This window comes from Microcystis sp. M169S2 (genome assembly GCF_020245865.1).
Taxonomy (GTDB): Bacteria; Cyanobacteriota; Cyanobacteriia; order Cyanobacteriales; family Microcystaceae; genus Microcystis; species Microcystis ichthyoblabe_A.
Genome location: NZ_JADBUB010000206.1, coordinates 1 through 19,369 on the forward strand (window position 1 = coordinate 1; position 19,369 = coordinate 19,369).

The window sequence follows — 19,369 nt, forward strand, 5'->3', positions numbered from 1 at the left end:
TAGGTTTTGATGCCATTTTTGGTGCTTTACTGTTTCTCAAATGCCTTTTTTCGCTCCTTATGTTTATTTTTATGCTCACTTTGATTTTTTCTCTCCGTAATTTCTCTCTGTGACAGCTTAGGGTGCGGAATGTGGGTTACAATGACGGTTGTTCTTCATGAACTCGATCAGAAAAATGTAACTTTAGTGATCTCAACTATTTGGAGTATAACTAAAATGACAGTTTCGACCCAAAAAAACAACGCATTCACTCATTTTTGTCAAAATATTGCCATTGGTTTTGTCGGATTAATGAGCTTAGGACTAAGTGCAGAAGTGTCTCTGGCGGATGCTAGTGTCATCCTCAACGGTTTTGGCGGACCCGCTGGTTTTGGTGAATTATCCTAGGGACCAAACGATGATGAATCTTCGAGTCAGTTAAACTTGCCCTTTAATATTGACTTTTTTGGCAATAATTTCAGCACTTTTTTCATCAACAACAACGGTAATTTAACTTTTGTTGATCCACTGTTTGAATTTACTCCCAGTCCTTTCCCGATTACCAACCAACCGATGATTGCACCCTACTGGGGTGATGTGGATACCCGCGGTACTGGGGCGGTTTATGTGGCTTCTCCCAATGAAAGTACAGTGGTTGTAACTTGGGATCGAGTGGGCTATTATTTCTTTGGGACTGATTTACTCAATACTTTCCAAGTCGTCCTCCGGGATCGACCTGATACCGAACTTGATGGGAATTTCGACATCGAGTTTCGTTACGGACAACTGCAATGGACAACGGGAGATGCCAGTGGTGGCAGCGGTGGTTTAGGTGGAACTCCCGCTCAAGCTGGTTTCGATGCGGGGGATGGGATTAACTTCTTTACTCTCCCCGGTTCGCGCACATCGGCAGTGTTAAACTTAGCCAATACCAGTAACGTTTCCTTTGATACCCCCGGTTTATGGTCTTTCGCTATCCGCAACGGTGAAACACCTGGTAGTAGCCGTGAAAATCCCTTGCTCCCAGTGATTATCGAGAATGGTTTTCAGTTTAACTTCAATATCACTGAACCCGACCGTCCTTTCTTTATCGACCCCGATGTGGCGGTAGGTTATAACTATATCGTCGATTCAGGTCCGAATATGACCTCAGTGCTTTTACCCACGGGTATCGGTGATGGTTTCTATGAATTGTGGTCAGATTCTAGTGGTGGGAACTGTACCGATTTTGTTTCCAGTGGCACAACCTTGACGGGAGGCACGACTTTTAACTTTGCTTCACCTCTCCGTTGTTTCAGTGTTCGTGGTATTGAAACCAGTGCGGGTTTAGATCCCACCAATCCTCTCGCTTTTGTCACGGGATTGACCTTTGAGTCTGCCGGCTCAGTTTCCATGCGTCAAATCCCGATCACTGTTCACGTTCCTGAACCGACCACTTCTGCTTTTATTTATGCAGGATTAATGGGTTTAGGATTGTTAGCGCGTAAAGCTAAGTAAGTTGTGAGTTTTATCTTCTTTATTTCACCCCCTACTCCATGAAGAAGTAGGGGCTTTTTATGGGAAAATTTTTTCTTAAGGTTTTAAATTTCCTCCTCGAATAAACTAAGTAATTGTGGCGCTGGTAAAAGCAGTGATAGCAACAATAGCTATTTGTTTCCAGTTTTTTAATTCCCCAACTTTCTCGATTAAATCGGGAATTTTTTGGGTTAATACTGCTTGGGATTGAATTGTTCCTTCAATTTTAGCCGTGATAATTTTGACTTCCGTGATTTCTTTGTGTAGGTTAATAAATTGCTTGTTATTTTCTTCTCTCAGGGTTTCTATTTGTTGGCGATTATCTTCCTTTAGCGTATCAATTTGCTCACGGGTTTCTTCTCGCAGGGAAGTCATTTGCTCGCGGGTTTCTTCTCGCAGGGAAGTCATTTGCTCACGGGTTTCTTCTCGCAGGGAAGTTATTTGCTCGCGGTTTTCTTCTCGCAGGGAAATCATCTGCTCGCGGTTTTCCTGTCGCATTGCCGAGAGTAAGTCTTTCAATTCTTGAATATCATTGCTAGTAACAGTAGTCATAGAATTAACCCCAAGAGAATCTATTTAACCAGCATCTTTTAATTTTATTATACTTCACCTATGCTAAAAAGGTCAAATTCATCAAATTTAATTACCTCGGAGTCAGGATAACGAGTATCAAAACGATAACTGCTCACGGTTCCTTTTTCTGTATCTAAAATGCTAAAAACCGTCAGATCATTACTGGCAATATAGGATAAAGGTTGATTAACCCAATCCACTAGAGGAGCAATATTCGGGATAATTGCTGGTAATCCATTGGGATTACCGATCGCCGCATAATTTCTATCGAGAGGTACAGGACGTTTTTTATCACCTAAATAAGCACCATAACTATTACCAACGTTAGAAGATTCGAGAAAATTCATACCCTTAGGACTAAGAAAACGATTCCATAAATGAGAATGACCATAAAAAACCAAATTAACCTTGGCTGATTCTAATAAGGGAATTAGATCACGAATAATATAATCATTTTCTTGAGGATAATCATAACGTACTGATCTAACTGTTCCCGTGGCATCCCGTTGAATTGTCGGCACGGGATCGGTGTAGGGTGGAACGATATTTCCTCCTAGGGTATGGGGAGGATGATGAAACATAACTACCTTATATTTAGCCTCTTGAAATTCTCGACTATTTAACTCTTTTTCTAACCATTGATATTGAGGACTACCCTGAGCAATTGGCTCAAAAATATGCTGACCGTAACCCCAGCGATCTCGTCTATCTAAGTCTCTTTGATTTTCGTAATATCTTCCCCTTGCACTGGGTTCTAAATTGGGATTTCTCCAGATATTAGTAACATATAAAACCACTAAACGAATATCGCCAAAGGTCAGAGAATAATATTTATTTTGAGGCAAAGAAAAAATTTCTTCGTAGGTGTCTGTGTTAAAAGCATTATTTTTTAGCCAGTTTTCACTAATTGCTGCTGTATCCTCCGCTAGTTGTTTAGCAATAAATTCAGGAATAGCATCTTCAAACTGTTCATTTAAACCTGTGGAATTAGAAAATCTGCCCATAACTTCATGATTACCAATAGCAGGAAATAAGGGCGCATTTTGAATAATTTCCCCCCCTTTATAAATACTCTGAATACCATTCTTGGTCAGAGTATAATTAGCACGACCTTGTAAACAGGGAAAAAATGCCCCACCGCGACTATCATCAAACCATTCGGAAGCTCGATCGGGTATATTAACTAAATCTCCTGCTAAAAAAACTGCATCTACCTGTCCAATAGTTTCAATAACTTTTTGTAAATTAGCGGCAGTCATAGGCATTAATTGATGATCGGAAGTGAGCAGAATTTTGAGATTAGTTCCTTTTTTGGGTCTTGGGGTAAGGGTATAAATATCACTTCTAATCGCTGTATTTTCCTGAAAACTGGTGACTTGATAGGGAATCCTTTCCCCTGGATTTAAATCAGTAATTTCGGACTGATGTCGCCAGATTTCTCGATCGGTTAAAGATTGATAAGCTTCAACGGTTCTCGATTGAGCATCTTCTCTAACTCTAGTTAATTTGCTAGTGCGAGCGGGGGCCATTTTTTCTAGTTTTTCCCCGTAGCGGACGTGATGACCAGTGCCAAAAAATTCCGTAAACCAAATCACTTGTATTGATGTTTCGGTGGGTAATTGTAAAAAAGGTTCGGTTAAAAGTTGATCCTTGTTCATTGTCGCTAAAAGATAACTGCTGTGCTGCATTTAAACAGTCTTAAGGAATAATTGAGATAGTCCACAACTTCACTGGTAATAACTAGCAGATTCCCTATTTTATCGGTTAATCTAAAACCTTAGACTCTAACTGCTGCTGTTGCCAGAGATTTTGATAGACTCCGGGGATTGCGATTAACTCCTCGTGGGTTCCCATCTGGACAATTTCTCCGCGATCCATGACAAAAATGCGATCAGCAGTGGCAGCGGCCAATAATTGATGGGAGATAAAAATCACGGTTTTTTGGCTTTCTTGGGCGAGATTTTCCAAAATAGCCGTGGCCGTTTGATTATCGACGCTAGATAGGGCATCATCAAGGATTAAAATCGGTGCTTGGATGGCTAAAGCACGTGCTAAAGAGGCCCGTTGACGTTGACCCCCGGAAAGAGTAATCCCACGTTCTCCCACTAAAGTTCCGTATTTTTGCGGAAAATTCTCGATTTCTTCCTCAATTCTCGCTTGTTTGGCCGCCGATTTCACTGCCGAAAAATTCAGCAGCGGATCGCCATAACGGATATTATCTTCAATGGTGGTACTAAATAAAAAACTTTCTTGGGGAACATAAGCGATCGCTTTTCGCAGATCTTCAAGAGCAATTTGAGTCACATCTTGATTATCAATAAATAACTGTCCCTCGGCAATATTCAATAGACGGGGAATAGCGTTAGCAAGGGTAGATTTTCCCGACCTGATCGCACCGACAACCGCTACTGTTTCCCCCGGATTAATGGTAAAAGAAAGAGATTTTAAGGCGGGTTCCTTAGCATCAGGATAGAAAAAAGTCAAGGCTTTGGCGGTAATTTTTCCTTGAATATTTTTTAAATGAATACAATCGGCATTATCTTTAATTTTAGCCTCGGCTAACAGGATAGTTTCTAGGCGATCAATACTCACTTCTCCCTGTTGGTAGGCCGTAATAGTAAAACCTAATAAAGCAGTAGGAAAAACTAATCTTTCCGCCAAAATTAACAGGGCAATAAAGTCCCCAATGGTGATATTACCCGCTATAATTTGTCTAGTACCCAGGGCAAGCAAGGCCAATAAACTTACATAGGCTAAAGCTTCAATCAGGGGAAAAAGAAAATTACGAGTCTGGACTAAATCTAAATTAGCCTGTAGTAATTCACGATTTCTTTGCTTAAATGCTAGGCGCTCGTTACCTTCTTGGGCATAAATTTTAATCAGAGTGATACCACTCATATCCTCTTGAATTAAATCGCTTAGATGCGATAGTTTTTCTTGTACTTTTTTCTGTTGCCGCTGGAGACGACCACTAAATAACTGCACAGCAATTAACATCAAAGGATAGACAGAAATGGCGGCGACTGAAAGGGGAATATGAATCGCTAACATCACGGGTAAAGTTAACCCATAGGCAAAAAAAGTATTAGCCAAACTGAGCAAAGCAAAACCCACCAGACGACGGATATTATCCACATCGCTAGTGGCACGGTTGATTAAATCTCCTGAAGTTTGCCGCGAAAAATAGGCAGGTTCAAGGGTTAATAAATGCTGAAAGATTTTTTGTTTAAGATCGAACTCTACCTGACGACCGATCCCGAATAATAACACTCTGGATATCATGCGGATAAACCACATAATCGAGGCTAAAGCGACAATGACGATCACATAGTAAATGATTTTTTGGAAGTCAAAAGATTTACTTAAATCATCGATGCTATCCCGGATTAAAAGCGGTATGTAAACACCCAAAAGATTAACAATAAGCAAAGCAACTACCCCCCCAGTTACTATTTGCCAATGGGGACGTAGATAATTTGCTAGTTTTTTAATGCGAGAATAAGCCATATTCAGTTATCAGTTATCAGTTAGAACAGGGAACAGGTAAAAGGGGGCATAGATAATCAGTGGGTTATTTTTCTCCTTGTCCTGATTTAGTGGCGGTTTAACATTAGAACCACCCGTGGGCGGTTTACCGGGGGGTTTATCAATTTTAGCTTGATAGCCGTCGTTTTTCTGAACCTGTCGTTTTTGTTTTTCGGACATTTAAGTTACCTCTGTTTGATGCTGCCAAAATTCAATCAGCTAAGACGTATTTAAACCGCTTATTCTTAGATTAGCCGAATCTCTCTCAATCCCTTTACTGTTGCCAGAGTGCAAGAGTGCCTCATCTCAACAAGCAATTTAAGTAGGTAGGCGTTAAAAGTTGTCAGATGCCCCCCTTATTAAGGGGGGATTAAAGGGGGGACTAAGGGGGGATCGGCACCCCCCTTATCAAGGGGGGCAGGGGGGATCGAACCTAAAATCCATTTTTAATTTAATTATAACCAGCTACTTAAATACCCGGGCAGCTTATTACATTTTGGGCGCACGCAGTTCGATAAACTTACTGACCACGATGGGCCTCTACCATTGACGTAATAACTTCTGCTGGTCATCATAACTGGGAGAGATTCACAAATGTGAGATGCACCCAACTGGTAATCATTGAACTGCAAACTCAAATCCGATAACTGAGTCAAGATAGCTAAAAATCCCCATCGCTCTACCATGCGTTTCAGACAAATTTTTATGCTTTTATTACATGGCTGACAGTATTTTGTAACAATCTATACTATCTTTCCCGTTGAAGACTGTAAATTTAAGTTAATTGCTTCGGTGATAACCCTGAAATAAACTGATCTTTCTAGCCCAGATGACCAAAAACCGCCCCGATCTATCTATCGACTCCTCAAAACTGTTATGCTTCTAGAAAAAATCTCTTAGACAAAAACTACTGCTAAATCTCCCCAGATGGAGAAGCAAAAGCGATCGAGAGATAAAAATAGTCAAAGCCTCCTTACTGAATCAACAGTTACTTTCAAGAAATTTTCTCGGTTATCACCGCAGTCAGTTAGGGGAAATAATGAGAATTTTTCACCGTTTCATCACCTTTGTTTAGTTTCTAATCACGATTTTTTAGTCCATGAGTAAACTTTCTAGACGTAGATTTATCTTCACTGCCGGGGCAACTGCCGTAGGAACAGCAATTCTCCACGGTTGCGCCACTCCCAATAATACCGCGACCAGTCCCTCCCCGGCCGGCAGTCCTGCAGCTTCCCCCGTTGCCAGTGGAGAAACTCCCGAAGTCACCACCGCTAAACTAGGTTTTATTGCCCTCACCGACTCGGCACCTTTAATTATCGCCAAGGAAAAAGGTTTATTCGCTAAACACGGGATGCCCGATGTGCAAGTGATGAAACAAGCCTCTTGGGCTGCAACCCGGGATAACCTCGAATTAGGTTCGGCGGGTAACGGTATCGATGGGGCGCATATTTTATCCCCCATGCCCTACCTAATGACCTTGGGCAAAATCACCAAACAGCCCGTACCAATGTATATTCTGGCGCGTTTGAATACCAACGGTCAAGCGATTTCTGTGGCTAACGAATACATGGATCTAAAAGTTGCCCTCGATAGCGGTGTACTGAAAGAATCCTTCGCTAAAGCTAAATCTGCCGGCAAAGAAGTTAAAGCCGCCGTCACTTTCCCCGGTGGTACTCACGATCTCTGGATGCGCTATTGGTTAGCCGCCAGTGGTATCGATCCGAATAAAGATCTATCCCTAATTGTTGTTCCTCCGGCACAAATGGTGGCTAACATGAAAGTCGGCACGATGCAAGCTTTCTGTGTGGGGGAACCTTGGAACGCCCAATTAGTTAACAAAAAACTCGGTTATTCGGCCTTGATTACTGGGGAACTGTGGAAGGATCACCCCGAAAAAGCCTTCGCTTTACGCGCCGATTGGGTGGATAAAAATCCCAAAGCGGCAAAAGCTTTAACCATGGCTGTTCTGGAGGCGCAGCAATGGTGCAACGATCCCGCTAATGTTAAGGAAATGTGCGAGATTATTTCAGGACGGGAATGGCTGAAAATTGACCCCGCCGATATCTTGGGAAGAATGCAGGGTAATATCGATTTCGGTGATGGTCGCAAAATCGAAAATAGCCCCGTAGCCATGAAATTCTGGGCTGATAACGCTTCCTATCCCTACAAGAGTCATGATACTTGGTTTGTGACTGAAGACATCCGTTGGGGCTATATTCCCGCCGATACGGACATCAAAGCTTTAGTTGATAAGGTTAACCGGGAAGATATCTGGAGAGAAGCCGCCACAGCCCTCAATGTTCCGGCTGATCAAATTCCCACCTCTACCTCTCGCGGTGTGGAAACTTTCTTTGATGGCGTGAAATTTGATCCCGAAAATCCCCAAGCTTACCTGAAATCTCTCAAGATTAAAAAGGTTTAAATTAGTGATCACTAATCAGTAATCAGCGATTCGGTAATCAGTAATCAGTAACCCGTCAACAGTTAAAGATCATTTGCTGATAACTGGTAATTAATAACTGATAACTGATCACTGATGCTGATAACTGAACCACTGATAACTCAACCACTGATAACTGATAACTGATAACTGATTATGGCTGTTTCTATTTCTCGTCGTTCTCAAGGTTCAAAATGGGTAAAAGACCTCAAAAAAAAATTACCCAAACTAGCAACTTCGGCGATTGCTTTATTAATTTTCCTCGTCATCTGGCAAATACTCTGTTTTAGTCCCGATGCTCCCCTCCCTAGTCCCACTAAAGTGGTTAGCGATACCTGGGAATTAATTATTAATCCCTTCTTCAATAATGGTGGCACGGATGTGGGGTTATTCTGGCAAATTTTCGCCAGTTTACAACGGGTGGCCGTCGGTTTTACCCTTGCCGCTATTGTTGGCATCGCTGCGGGTATTTTAATCGGTAGCAACGCTCTAATTTATGATGCGATCGATCCGATTTTCCAAATCCTGCGTACCGTTCCCCCCCTAGCTTGGCTACCCATTTCCCTAGCGGCTTTTCGCAATAACGAACCTAGTGCCATATTTGTAATTTTTATTACAGCAATTTGGCCAATTATTATTAACACAGCCGTGGGAGTACAACAGGTTCCCCAAGACTATAAAAACGTCTCTAGAGTGTTGAAATTATCCAAAGTTGAATATTTTTTCAATATTCTTTTTCCCGCCACCGTTCCCTACGTTTTCACGGGATTAAGAATCGGTATCGGTTTATCTTGGTTGGCGATTGTAGCGGCAGAAATGCTGATCGGTGGCGTGGGAATTGGCTTCTTTATCTGGGATGCTTGGAATAGTTCCATGATCAGTGAAATTATCCTCGCCCTGATTTATGTGGGTATTGTTGGTTTCCTACTCGATCGCCTCATGGCCTACATCGCTAAATTAGTTGTACCAGAAGAAAATAAATAAGTTTAATTTTTATGAGTAGATAAAAGTGGGTGAGGTTCAAAACTAAATTATTAGCCACCCAACCCACCTCACCCCCGATAACAGGGGTCGAATCCAAAACCTAATTTGTTAAGCTAAAAGCTTTGATCTACCTAGTTTCTAACCTTCTTGTTAGATAGGAGAATTGCCAGATTCTTTCTTTTGCATCTTGCCTTCAGAAGCTGATTCCTGATAACTGATAACTAATAACTGATTACTGAAAATGTCTGCATTTATTGAAGTCGATCACATTGATAAGGTTTTCCCTCTGCCCGATGGCCGTCAATATATCGCCCTAAAAAATATCGATCTCAGCGTTACTCAAGGGGAATTTATCTCTTTAATCGGTCACTCCGGTTGCGGGAAATCCACCCTCTTAAATATGGTCGCTGGACTCGATCGCCCGACGGTGGGAGGGGTGATTTTAGAGGGAAGAGAAATTAAAGGTCCCGGTCCCGATCGCATGGTGGTGTTCCAGAATTATTCTCTACTGCCCTGGTTAACCGTCCGGGAAAATATCGCCCTAGGAGTTAACCGCGTGCTGCGTCATCTACCGGCTGCTGAACGCAAAAGTGTCATCGAACATAGTATCGATATGGTACACCTGCGCCATGCCGCCAACAAACGACCGGGAGAATTATCGGGAGGCATGAAACAACGGGTAGCGATCGCCCGCGCTTTAGCCCTACGGCCAAAAGTCCTGTTACTTGATGAACCCTTTGGGGCGCTGGATGCGTTAACCAGAGGCAATTTACAGGAACGTTTGATGGAAATTGTCGAAGAAAGCCACGTTACCTGTATCATGGTCACGCACGATGTGGATGAAGCCCTATTACTATCCGATCGAGTGGTGATGTTAACCACCGGTCCAGAGGCCCATATCGGTCAGATTCTCGATGTTCCCATTCCCCGGCCCCGGCATCGTTTAGAAGTAGTTAACCACCCCAGTTACTACTCCCTCCGTAACGAGATCGTTTATTTCCTCAACCAACAGAAGCGATCGAAGAAAGTCGGCCAACCCATCGAACCAGTAACAGTGATCGGCCAAGCTACCCGACTGAAAACCAATCCCACCATCGGTTTTATCCCCCTCACCGATTGCGCCCCGATTATTATCGCCAAAGAGAAAGGCTTCTTCGCCGAGGAAGGATTAGAGGATGTTATCCTGCAACGGGAACCCAACTGGAAAGCACTCGCCCAAGGAGTGGCCACCGGTCGTCTCGATGCAGCCCAGATGGTGGCGGGAATGCCCCTCAGCATGACCATTGGGGCCGGCAATAAGCCCTCTGTCCCCGTGATTAGTGCTTTGGTACTCAGTCGCAACGGTAACGCCATCACCCTCAGCAATAAATACAGGGAATTGGGGGTAGAAAAACTGGAGGACTTAAAGGAGGCCCTCCAGCAAAGTCCCGATCAAATCGCCACTTTCGGCATGGTTCACCCCGCTTCCATGCACAATCTGCTGTTACGCTACTGGTTAGCTAGTGGCGGCATCGATCCCGATAGTGATGTCAATTTAGCCGTAATTCCGCCGCCTCAAATGGTTTCCCTACTAAAAGCGGGTAAGATCGACGGTTATTGTGTGGGGGAACCCTGGAACTCCTACGCCGTTCACGAAAAATTAGGCTACGTTATCGCCACCGATCTTGATATTTGGCCCGGACACCAGGAAAAAGTCCTCGGGGTTAAGGAAACTTGGGCAGCGAAACATCCCGAAACCCATATCGCCATGGTGAAAGCTTTAATTAAAGCCTGTGAATACTGCGATGATCAGCGTAATCGAGAAGATATCGTTAATATTCTCAGTCAGCCCCAGTATGTGGGTGTGGATAGGGCAATTATCCGCCCCGGTTTCCTCGATGGTTACGATCGCGGTTTAGGAACTGCCCCCGAACCCCTATTCCGATTTAATCAGTTTTACGTCGATCAAGCTAACTGTCCAGGCCGCAGTGAGGCCCTATGGACCCTAACTCAGCTTGCTCGTTGGGGTTACGCACCGTTCCCCCGCAACTGGGTGGAAGTGATTGAACGCGTCCGTCGTCCCGATCTGTTTGGTGAAGCTTGCCGGTCCCTGGGCCTTCCCGATTTGGAACCCGATCGCCACAGTTTTGCCCTCTTTGATCGTCTTATTTTCAATCCTGACGATCCGATCGGCTATCTGGAACGTTTTTCGATCCGTCGCGATTATCGCGTCTCAGAAGTTCTCCTCGATGATCCCGTCGCTAATTAAGGTTGGCTGAATAAATCTAAAAACCTTGTTGGGTAAAACTTTTAGACTTTTTGGCAATCAAAAAGTACGAGATATGGGAGTGATCGGGGGGAAAATCCCTGGACTTTTTCCCTGAAAATTAGGTAATTGACCAGATGAAAATCGCTAAAACCCTACACCCCACACCCCACACCCCACACCCCACGAAAAACTTTTTCAGCAGACCCGAATTAATAGTTGTGGTGGGCTTTGCCCACCTTAAAATAAATCTAGGACGAATATGCAAACTTTTACCGATAAGACCGTGAATTCCAGCACCACCACCCAGCCTTTTTTATTAGTTAGTAATGTTGCCAAAGAATACCCCTCTCCCGAAGGGGTTTACACCGTTTTAGACGGTGTGGAGCTGCAAGTTAATGAGGGGGAATTTGTCTGCATTATCGGTCACTCCGGCTGCGGTAAATCGACCCTTTTAAATATGGTGGCGGGGTTTTCTTCTCCTAGTCGTGGGCAAGTGCTGCTACAGGATAAAGAGGTTAAGGAACCAGGACCGGACCGGATGATGGTATTCCAAAATTATTCGCTTTTGCCCTGGAAAACTGCCTTTGAGAACGTTTATATCGGGGTTAATTCCGTTTATCCCGAAAAATCTCATGCTGAGAAGGTGAAGATCGTGGAAGAAAATCTATCCTTAGTGGGATTGACAGAAGCAGCCCAGAAAAAACCCCCCCAATTATCGGGAGGTATGAAACAACGGGTAGCGATCGCCCGCGCCCTGGCCATTCGTCCCCAAGTCCTCATCCTCGATGAACCCTTTGGGGCTTTAGATGCGATCACCAAAGAGGAATTACAGGAAGAATTGCTGAAAATCTGGCAAGAACACCAGTTAACCGTGTTGATGATTACCCACGATATCGATGAGGCTTTGTTCTTGTGCGATCGCTTGGTGATGATGACCAATGGCCCGAGTGCTAAAATCGGTGAGGTGTTAAAGATGCCTTTTGCTCGTCCCCGGGTTCGTTCCCAAATTACTGAGGATCCCCGTTACTACGAACTCCGCAATGAAGCCCTCGATTTCCTCTACAATCGTTTTGCCCATTCGGAGGATCCCAACGAGGATGCCCCCGAACAACCCCGCACAGAAAATCTCGTGGGTAAAATTGTTACTACTATTGGTGGCATAGCCTTACTCGCTTTTGTTGGTTTTAGTCTAATACAAATGTTCACCAGCAAGACTCCCAATACTGCTAATCCGGCTACCATCGAGGACTCCAGATAGGTAGGGTTTGCTGAAAAAGTTTGTCGTGGGGGCAGGGTGTGGGGTGTGGGGTGTAGGGTGTAGGGTTTTACCGATTTTGAGGTAGAACGTAGCGACTGTTGGGTTGAAGCATGAAACCCAACGCCCGCATAGTTTACGCTACCGCTAACCCATCCTACAAATATAGCGGTTCTCACACCTGTGTGGCACAGTTAAACCTTTGCTAATTAAGCTTTTCAACATCGATAATGTACCTCTTGCGAACAGGAAACGCTATAATTGTGCCTCCCTACTTAGTTGAGACTCCGAGACTCCGAGACAGTTATCAGTTCATCAATGATTAAGATGTTCAAAGACTGATTTATCACCGATATCGTTGGGGAGAGGTTGGCTTAATTTTCTCAGAGCAAAGATAACGAATAAAGTCGCCCAGAGAATTAATAGCCCCTTCTCCCAATTTAAGGGCAATATCCCCAAAAGATGACCGAGTAAAAGGGTGGGAACTAGAGGGGTTAAAAGCTTGGTTTCTAGACGATTAAAACAAAAAGCTTCTTTGAAATAAATCCCCGTGAGACTAGCAAAAATAAAGCCGACACCCAATAAACTCACCGGATGGTTATAGACAAATTCTAGGGGGGAAAGGTGAGAATAGAGGCTGAAAATTAGGGAAGTAATCGCCCCGATTAGCCAAAAAACTTGCAGGAGACGATGAAGGGGAATTAAATAAATATGGATAGTCAATAAACTGATGCCTAACCCCAGACAAAAACCAATGTATAAAAGGTTGGTCAGGGGCAATAATTGCGGTCGGGTGAGAACTATAATTGTAGCGACAGCGAAACTAAAAGCCGCTAAATTTAACCCCAGACGGTAGAGACGCACGCCTAGGCGATCGCTATCCGTAATCGTAAACTCTCCGAATTGACCTTGATAAACTCGATCGACAGTAGAGGAAGTCATAATGCTCTAAAGAAAAAGGGAAGCTTAGAAAAGATTGACTACAAATCATCTTAATCTTGAATTATGCCAGTAGCCTCACTTCTCCCTCCTCTCGGCTGACTAATTGCGAGTTAGGATCAAGGTTACATTTCCTTTAGATTTTTAAGCCATGTCGTTGAACCAAGAATCCCTCGCTTTTAGCCATGGGAGGGTCAAGAACTCAACTAGCGAAATTTTGATCGTAGGCGGTGGTATCATCGGATTAGCGATCGCCGTAGATTTGCAATTGCGCGGGGCAAAAGTTACCCTCCTAGTTCGAGATATAGCTCAGGCCGCTAGTCGTGCGGCTGCGGGAATGTTGGCCCCCCACGCGGAGGGGATTCCCCCGGGTCCGTTTCTCGATCTTTGTCTGCGATCGCGCTGGCTATATCCAGAATGGAGCCGCAAAATCGAGGATTTAACGGGTATAAACAGCGGTTACTATCCCTGTGGTATTCTTGCTCCCATTTACGAGCTATATCAGCCTATTGCTGCCAATACAGCTAATAAAATTTGGTTAGACAGCAATGCAGTTCACCTCTACCAACCCGGACTAGGTAAAGATGTGATCGGTGGTTGGTGGTATCCCGACGATGGACAAGTGGATAACCGGCAGCTAGTGACGGCGCTGCAACAAGCGGCCGAAAATTTAGGGGTAGAAATTCGCCAAGGGGTAGAAGTCCACGCCATACAACAAAAGCAGGGAAAAGTCAAGAGTATTTATACCTCAATTGGGGAATTAGAAGCAAAAATTTACATTTTAGCGACGGGATCCTGGGCCAGTCAACTTTTACCCCTCCCTATCCATCCCGTCAAAGGTCAAATGGCCTCGGTAAAAATGCCCCCTAACCAGACCTTAACTAGGGTTTTATTCGGTCCACAAACCTATCTGGTTCCCCGTCGCAATGGTCGTTTAATTATCGGGGCTACTTCCGAAACAGTGGCCTGGCAAACGGGTAATACACCCCAAGGACTACAAACCCTTTTTGAGCGGGCCACCCGTCTCTATCCCCCTTTAGCTGACTGGGAAATCGAGGAAATGTGGTGGGGATTCCGTCCAGGTACAGCGGATGAATTGCCCATTTTAGGCCGCAGTAGCTGTGATAACCTGATTTTAGCCACCGGTCACTATCGTAATGGCATTTTACTCGCTCCTGTCACTGCTTCCTTGATTGCTGACCTGGTGATTAATGACAAAGTTAATCCCATTTTGACCCATTTTCGATGCGATCGCTTTAATCAACCATCACCCGTTACTATTCCACCTATGTCCTTAACTATTATTGAGAATAAACCCCAAGCACTTTTATCACCCCAGAATGATCGCCTCACCATTGCTGGGAAAACCTTTCACTCCCGCTTGATGACTGGGACTGGCAAATATGCCAATCTGACGACTATGCAGGAAAGTATTAGTGCCAGTGAATGTCAGATTGTCACCGTTGCCGTTAGACGAGTACAAACGAACGCACCCGGTCATGAGGGATTAGCAGAGGCGATCGATTGGTCTAAAATTTGGATGTTACCCAACACTGCCGGTTGTCAAACGGCCGAAGAAGCGGTTCGGGTGGCCCGTTTAGGGCGAGAAATGGCCAAATTATTGGGACAGGAAGACAATAACTTTATTAAACTCGAAGTTATTCCCGATCCTAAATATTTATTACCCGATCCGATCGGAACTTTGCAAGCGGCCGAACAATTAGTTAAAGAAGGTTTTGCCGTACTGCCCTATATTAACGCCGATCCTCTCTTGGCCAAACGTTTAGAGGAAGCCGGCTGCGCCACGGTTATGCCCCTAGGATCGCCAATCGGGTCGGGACAGGGGCTGAAAAATGAGGCAAATATCGCAATTATCATCGAATCGTCCCAAATTCCGGTGGTGGTAGATGCCGGGATCGGTACACCCTCAGAAGCGGCCCGGGCCATGGAAATGGGGGCCGATGCTTTATTAATTAACAGTGCGATCGCTATGGCGGCCAATCCGGCTATGATGGCGCATGCCATGGCAATGGCGGCAAAAGCGGGACGTTTAGCCTATTTAGCGGGAAGAATGCCGATTAAGTCCTATGCTAGTCCTAGTTCCCCCCTGACGGGAACGATCGCCTAACCCAGAAATCTATTGAAACCCGTTAAAATAGGGGAGATTTGGCCATCTCTCCCCACACCACACCTCGATAGATCGTACAATTAACGCACTTCAAACAAACGATTGTCCGGTAAATTACTAATCGATCGCTGGAGACTATTCAAGGATTTATTGTAATCAACGATCGCCTGCAGATAACGACTTCTGGCATCGGTTAAATCCCGTTGGGAGTTGATAACGTCCGTTTGGGTTCCCACACCCGCCTGAAAGCGTAAACGGGCTAATCGCAGACTTTCCGTGGCCGATTCAATACTTTTTTGCGAAGTTTTGATGTTTTCTTGGTTAGAAATCAAACTATAGTAGGATTCCTCCACCTGAAGACGAATTTCATTGCGACGGAGGGAGAATTCCGTATCAGCGCGATCGATATTTCTTTCCGCTTGACGGGCGCGAGCAAAAGCACGACCACCATCAAAGAAAGTCCAACGAATCCGGCCGCCAACGCTAAAACCATCGCCAAAACCGGCAGCATCACTGAGATCGTTGAGGACATTATATTCGCCCAAAAGGTCCACCTGGGGAATCACCGCCGAAATAGCGATCGAGCGGTCTTCTGCGCTAATTTCCCTCTGTAAGAGTTGTTGTTCTAATTCCGCGCGATTTTTATAGGCCAAAACGATACTATCATCAAGACTTAAGCCCCAAGTTCCCGCCTCGCGAATCTCATCGGCAGCGGTTAACTCGATGTGCTGACCGACACTCAAGATCTGCGCCAGTCGCCGTCGGGAAATACGCTGGTTAGAAATCGCCCGGGTTAAGTCTTGGTTAGCGTTGGCCAGGTCAACTTCCGCCTGTAGGACAGCAAATCGAGTTCCTAGTCCCGCCTGCTCCAATAATTGAGCATCGCGTAAACTTTGACTAGCATCTTCGATCGCAGCTTGGGAGATCGCTACCTGAGCATCACCCCTCTGCAATTCATAATAGGCATCGGTGGCATCAAAACGAGTTTGTTCCGAGACCCGTTCCACCTCTAATTCCCGTTGCCGGATCACTTTTTCGGCCCTTTTGATCTGGGCTGTCCGTTCACCCCCGGTATAAACCCCATAGACGATGCTAACACTACCCTGAAAGTTGGTACTATCTTCGGGTGTAGTGGCTGGGATTCCCTGTTGACGAGCCAACTCATTCTGTCTTTGGGCAACTGCCGATTGATCTTGAGTGAGACTGGTTTCCGCTTGGGCCGTGGGTAGTAAAGCCGCCTGCTGTTCCTTTAATTGGGCGCGAGCGATTTCTAAATCGACCCGGGCTGTCTGTAAGGTCTGATTATTTTTTAAAGCTAATTCGATCGCTTGATTTAGGGTGAGCGGTTGTACTACCCTAATATTCACCTCATCTGGTTTGGTGGGAAAAATTAGGGGATTGCCACTAGGATTAAGATAATTGGGGGCTTTGGGATCCGCTTCCGTGGTTGCCGGTGCCGCCGATGGACCGGGTAATTGAGAAACTGGACTGGCAGTAGGTCGGGGTTTCTTCAATAAATCGGCAGCGGACTGAGTTTGTGCCTTAACCGAGGATTCAGCCAAGAAAATCAACCCAAGCACCGCACTCACGGTAATACCATAACGCAAGAGCAACATGAGTATGTCAAAAGTAAACAGTAAACGATAAGAAGTAAACAAGCTCACACCACTATGTTGGCCGATTACTAATTACCGATAGTAACACGGGAGCATGAAAGCCACCGTCTTTTAAGCATCAGCTAAAATGAGATTCGATTGATTTTGAACGGGACATCAAAACGGCATTAGATTTAGCCCAATACTTATAGGAGATTCTCTATGGCTACAATTCAGACTTATCCTTGGGATGCAGCAGATCATTTGAAAACAAAAGAAGATATCGCCGCTTATCTGGAAGCTGCCCTCGAAGATGGCGATCCTAGCTTAGTAGTGGCAGCATTAGGTGATATAGCTCGTTCTCAAGGGATGAATCATATTGCTCGCGAGACGGGTTTGGGACGGGAGAGTCTCTATAAATCTTTATCGAATCGGGGTAATCGGTGAGTTTGCTACAGTTCTTAAGGTTTTGCAAGCACTTGGGTTACGCCTGCAAGTTGTACCCATTACCTAAAAATCCCCCATTACTAATCCTACCCCCTCCCGACGCGGATCCCCCTTAGCGGTTAATTCTCCCCAATCATTCACTGCCACCCCATGCACACCCCCAAAAAACATATTTTGTTCTTGCCACCGGGATACTTGAGTATTTGCGGGTAAAACCAGATTTTCGAGCAGATTTTCCCGATCTTCCCAAGGTTCAACTCCTAATTGTTGATTTTCCCAATGTATGCGCGAAGCAGCGATCGCATCAGGGAGAGATTGCCGAAAATCGATTAAATTGCTAATAACCTGCAAAATAGCGGTGCGAATGCGATTGGAACCCCCAGAACCGAGAACAAATCGCGGCTTTCCTTCCTCTAAAATCATTGTCGGCGACATCATTGAGGATAAACGACGATCGACAGGCCAATTGTGAAAACCAAAGGGATTTAAGTCCGCTTCCCCGATCATATTATTGAGCATAATTCCCGTCCCCGGCACGGTATAAGCCGATCCTTCGCCGTTGGAAAAGGTGGCACTGGCGGCGTTACCTTCCCCATCGATAACACTAATATGGGTGGTACTGCCCCATTTATTGGCATATTTGCCTAAAAATTCTGGTGAGAGGAACTTATCTTCGATTCCCTCCTGATGGATAAAATCATCGTAGCCTTGAACCCGCGCTTGATTGGTTAAGGCCATCACTTCCGTTAAAATTTGCAGATGTTTGGCTCCTAGAGGCTCTAAAGCCGATAAATTGACTGTTTCCAGTAATTTTAGGGCAAAAGCTAGGAGAATTCCCCCAGAACTAGGAGGCGGATTAGTCAGTATTTCGTACCCGCGATATTGGGTTTTTAGGGGTTTTCTCTCAAGGACTTGGTAATGATTTAAATCCTCTAGGGTGAGATAACCACCCTCCTGCATATCCTTGGCGATTTGGTGGGCGATTTCTCCCTCATAAAAGTCTTTTACGCCTTTTTTGCTTAATTCCTCTAAGCTATTGGCAAAATCCCTCATCACACAGCGATCGCCAGCTTGGAGGAGTTTTCCTTGCGGGGCATAGACTTTTAAGCCCTCTCTATCTTTGAGCAGGATCGAAGATAGTAAACCCAGGCAAAAGCCGTTATATTGGCTCAAAATGTAGCCTTGTCGAGCATATTCGATCGCTGGCTCCGCTACCACGGCAAAGGGTAATTTTCCTAGTTTTTTCTGCACTGTTTCCAATCCCCGTAACGCCCCCGGAGTCGCGATCGCACCTCGGCCAATGTGAAAATCTTGACTAGCACCACCAAAATTGATCGCCACTGGGTAAAAGTCAATATTTGTCAAGGGTTTTTTAGATTTGGGAGTTTGACAGAAAAAATCAAAAAGGGTATTGACTTTTTCCTTGGTATGTGATAGTAAAAAACCGCCGCCCCCCGCCGAAGCGAGGGTAAATTCGACCACGAAAGCCGCTAAAATCGAGCCAACAATCCCATCGAAGGCATTGCCGCCCATTTCTAAGATTAATTGTCCAGCTTCGGCAGTTTTTGGATGTCCTGCGGCGATAGCGCCCTTGCTTTTGCGAGTCACTTTGATTCAGTTATCAGTTATCAGTTATCAGTTATCAGTGGGGAGATGGGGGTGTGGGGTGTGGGGTGTGGGGTGTGGGGTGTGGGGTGTGGGGTGTGGGGTGTGGGGTGTGGGGTGTGGGGTGTGGGGAGGA

The 19,369-nt window shown here is 45.0% G+C and carries 15 protein-coding genes and 1 pseudogene; 9 read left to right on the forward strand and 7 right to left on the reverse strand.

The window, feature by feature from the left end; all coding sequences use genetic code 11:
- Positions 1-216: 216 nt before the first annotated feature.
- Both IM485_RS19305 and IM485_RS19310 read left to right on the forward strand, forming a co-directional pair.
- Positions 217-387, forward strand: coding sequence for a hypothetical protein (locus tag IM485_RS19305; RefSeq protein WP_238141798.1), 171 nt, complete (start codon positions 217-219; stop codon positions 385-387).
- An 18-nt stretch (positions 388-405) separates the two neighbouring features.
- Positions 406-1,476: pseudogene (locus tag IM485_RS19310) on the forward strand (nidogen-like domain-containing protein); the annotation flags it as partial.
- A 105-nt stretch (positions 1,477-1,581) separates the two neighbouring features.
- Here the strand turns inward: IM485_RS19310 and IM485_RS19315 are convergent.
- The 4 genes from IM485_RS19315 to IM485_RS19330 all read right to left on the reverse strand — a co-directional run bounded on the left by IM485_RS19315 (position 1,582) and on the right by IM485_RS19330 (position 5,772).
- A complete protein-coding gene (locus IM485_RS19315; protein ID WP_287745065.1) occupies positions 1,582-2,046 on the reverse strand; it encodes a hypothetical protein in 465 nt (154 codons plus the stop codon).
- A gap of 47 nt (positions 2,047-2,093) precedes the next feature.
- Entirely contained in the window at positions 2,094-3,755 is a 1,662-nt protein-coding gene (locus IM485_RS19320) for a purple acid phosphatase family protein (RefSeq protein ID WP_287745067.1), read from the reverse strand.
- Between the two features lie 76 nt (positions 3,756-3,831).
- Positions 3,832-5,574, reverse strand: a complete 1,743-nt coding sequence (locus tag IM485_RS19325) for an ABC transporter ATP-binding protein (protein ID WP_104395227.1) — start codon at positions 5,572-5,574, stop codon at positions 3,832-3,834.
- Between the two features lie 9 nt (positions 5,575-5,583).
- Entirely contained in the window at positions 5,584-5,772 is a 189-nt protein-coding gene (locus IM485_RS19330) for a hypothetical protein (RefSeq protein ID WP_287745069.1), read from the reverse strand.
- Positions 5,773-6,691: 919 nt separating this feature from the next.
- On the opposite strand from IM485_RS19330, the gene IM485_RS19335 reads away from it, so the two are divergent.
- The 5 genes from IM485_RS19335 (at position 6,692) to IM485_RS19355 (ending at position 12,522) form a co-directional block, all read left to right on the forward strand.
- Positions 6,692-8,014, forward strand: a complete 1,323-nt coding sequence (locus IM485_RS19335; RefSeq protein ID WP_287745071.1) for a CmpA/NrtA family ABC transporter substrate-binding protein — start codon at positions 6,692-6,694, stop codon at positions 8,012-8,014.
- A gap of 174 nt (positions 8,015-8,188) precedes the next feature.
- Complete coding sequence (ntrB, locus tag IM485_RS19340) at positions 8,189-9,016, forward strand: nitrate ABC transporter permease (RefSeq protein WP_287745073.1); 828 nt, start codon at positions 8,189-8,191, stop codon at positions 9,014-9,016.
- A 241-nt stretch (positions 9,017-9,257) separates the two neighbouring features.
- Entirely contained in the window at positions 9,258-11,264 is a 2,007-nt protein-coding gene (locus IM485_RS19345; protein WP_287745075.1) for an ABC transporter ATP-binding/substrate-binding protein, read from the forward strand.
- Positions 11,265-11,398: 134 nt separating this feature from the next.
- The gene (locus tag IM485_RS19350) at positions 11,399-11,551 is read left to right on the forward strand and encodes a hypothetical protein (protein WP_287745077.1); all 153 of its coding nucleotides are present in this window, start codon (positions 11,399-11,401) and stop codon (positions 11,549-11,551) included.
- Positions 11,524-12,522, forward strand: a complete 999-nt coding sequence (locus tag IM485_RS19355) for a nitrate ABC transporter ATP-binding protein (RefSeq protein ID WP_104395221.1) — start codon at positions 11,524-11,526, stop codon at positions 12,520-12,522. Before IM485_RS19350 ends, IM485_RS19355 begins: the two co-directional genes overlap by 28 nt.
- A gap of 312 nt (positions 12,523-12,834) precedes the next feature.
- Here the strand turns inward: IM485_RS19355 and IM485_RS19360 are convergent, their stop codons facing one another.
- A complete protein-coding gene (locus tag IM485_RS19360; RefSeq protein WP_287745078.1) occupies positions 12,835-13,461 on the reverse strand; it encodes a DUF2301 domain-containing membrane protein in 627 nt (208 codons plus the stop codon).
- A 148-nt stretch (positions 13,462-13,609) separates the two neighbouring features.
- On the opposite strand from IM485_RS19360, the gene thiO reads away from it, so the two are divergent.
- A complete protein-coding gene (gene thiO, locus IM485_RS19365) occupies positions 13,610-15,586 on the forward strand; it encodes a glycine oxidase ThiO (RefSeq protein WP_287745079.1) in 1,977 nt (658 codons plus the stop codon).
- An 80-nt stretch (positions 15,587-15,666) separates the two neighbouring features.
- Here the strand turns inward: thiO and IM485_RS19370 are convergent, their stop codons facing one another.
- The gene (locus IM485_RS19370) at positions 15,667-17,202 is read right to left on the reverse strand and encodes a TolC family protein (RefSeq protein WP_104395218.1); all 1,536 of its coding nucleotides are present in this window, start codon (positions 17,200-17,202) and stop codon (positions 15,667-15,669) included.
- A gap of 201 nt (positions 17,203-17,403) precedes the next feature.
- Here IM485_RS19370 and IM485_RS19375 point away from each other — a divergent pair, with 201 nt between their 5' ends.
- Positions 17,404-17,628, forward strand: a complete 225-nt coding sequence (locus tag IM485_RS19375) for an addiction module antidote protein (protein ID WP_238141795.1) — start codon at positions 17,404-17,406, stop codon at positions 17,626-17,628.
- A gap of 63 nt (positions 17,629-17,691) precedes the next feature.
- On the opposite strand, the gene ggt is transcribed toward IM485_RS19375, so the two are convergent.
- Positions 17,692-19,236 (reverse strand): gamma-glutamyltransferase, encoded by a 1,545-nt coding sequence (gene ggt / locus IM485_RS19380; RefSeq protein WP_287745081.1) that lies wholly within the window; start codon positions 19,234-19,236, stop codon positions 17,692-17,694.
- Positions 19,237-19,369 lie beyond the last annotated feature (133 nt).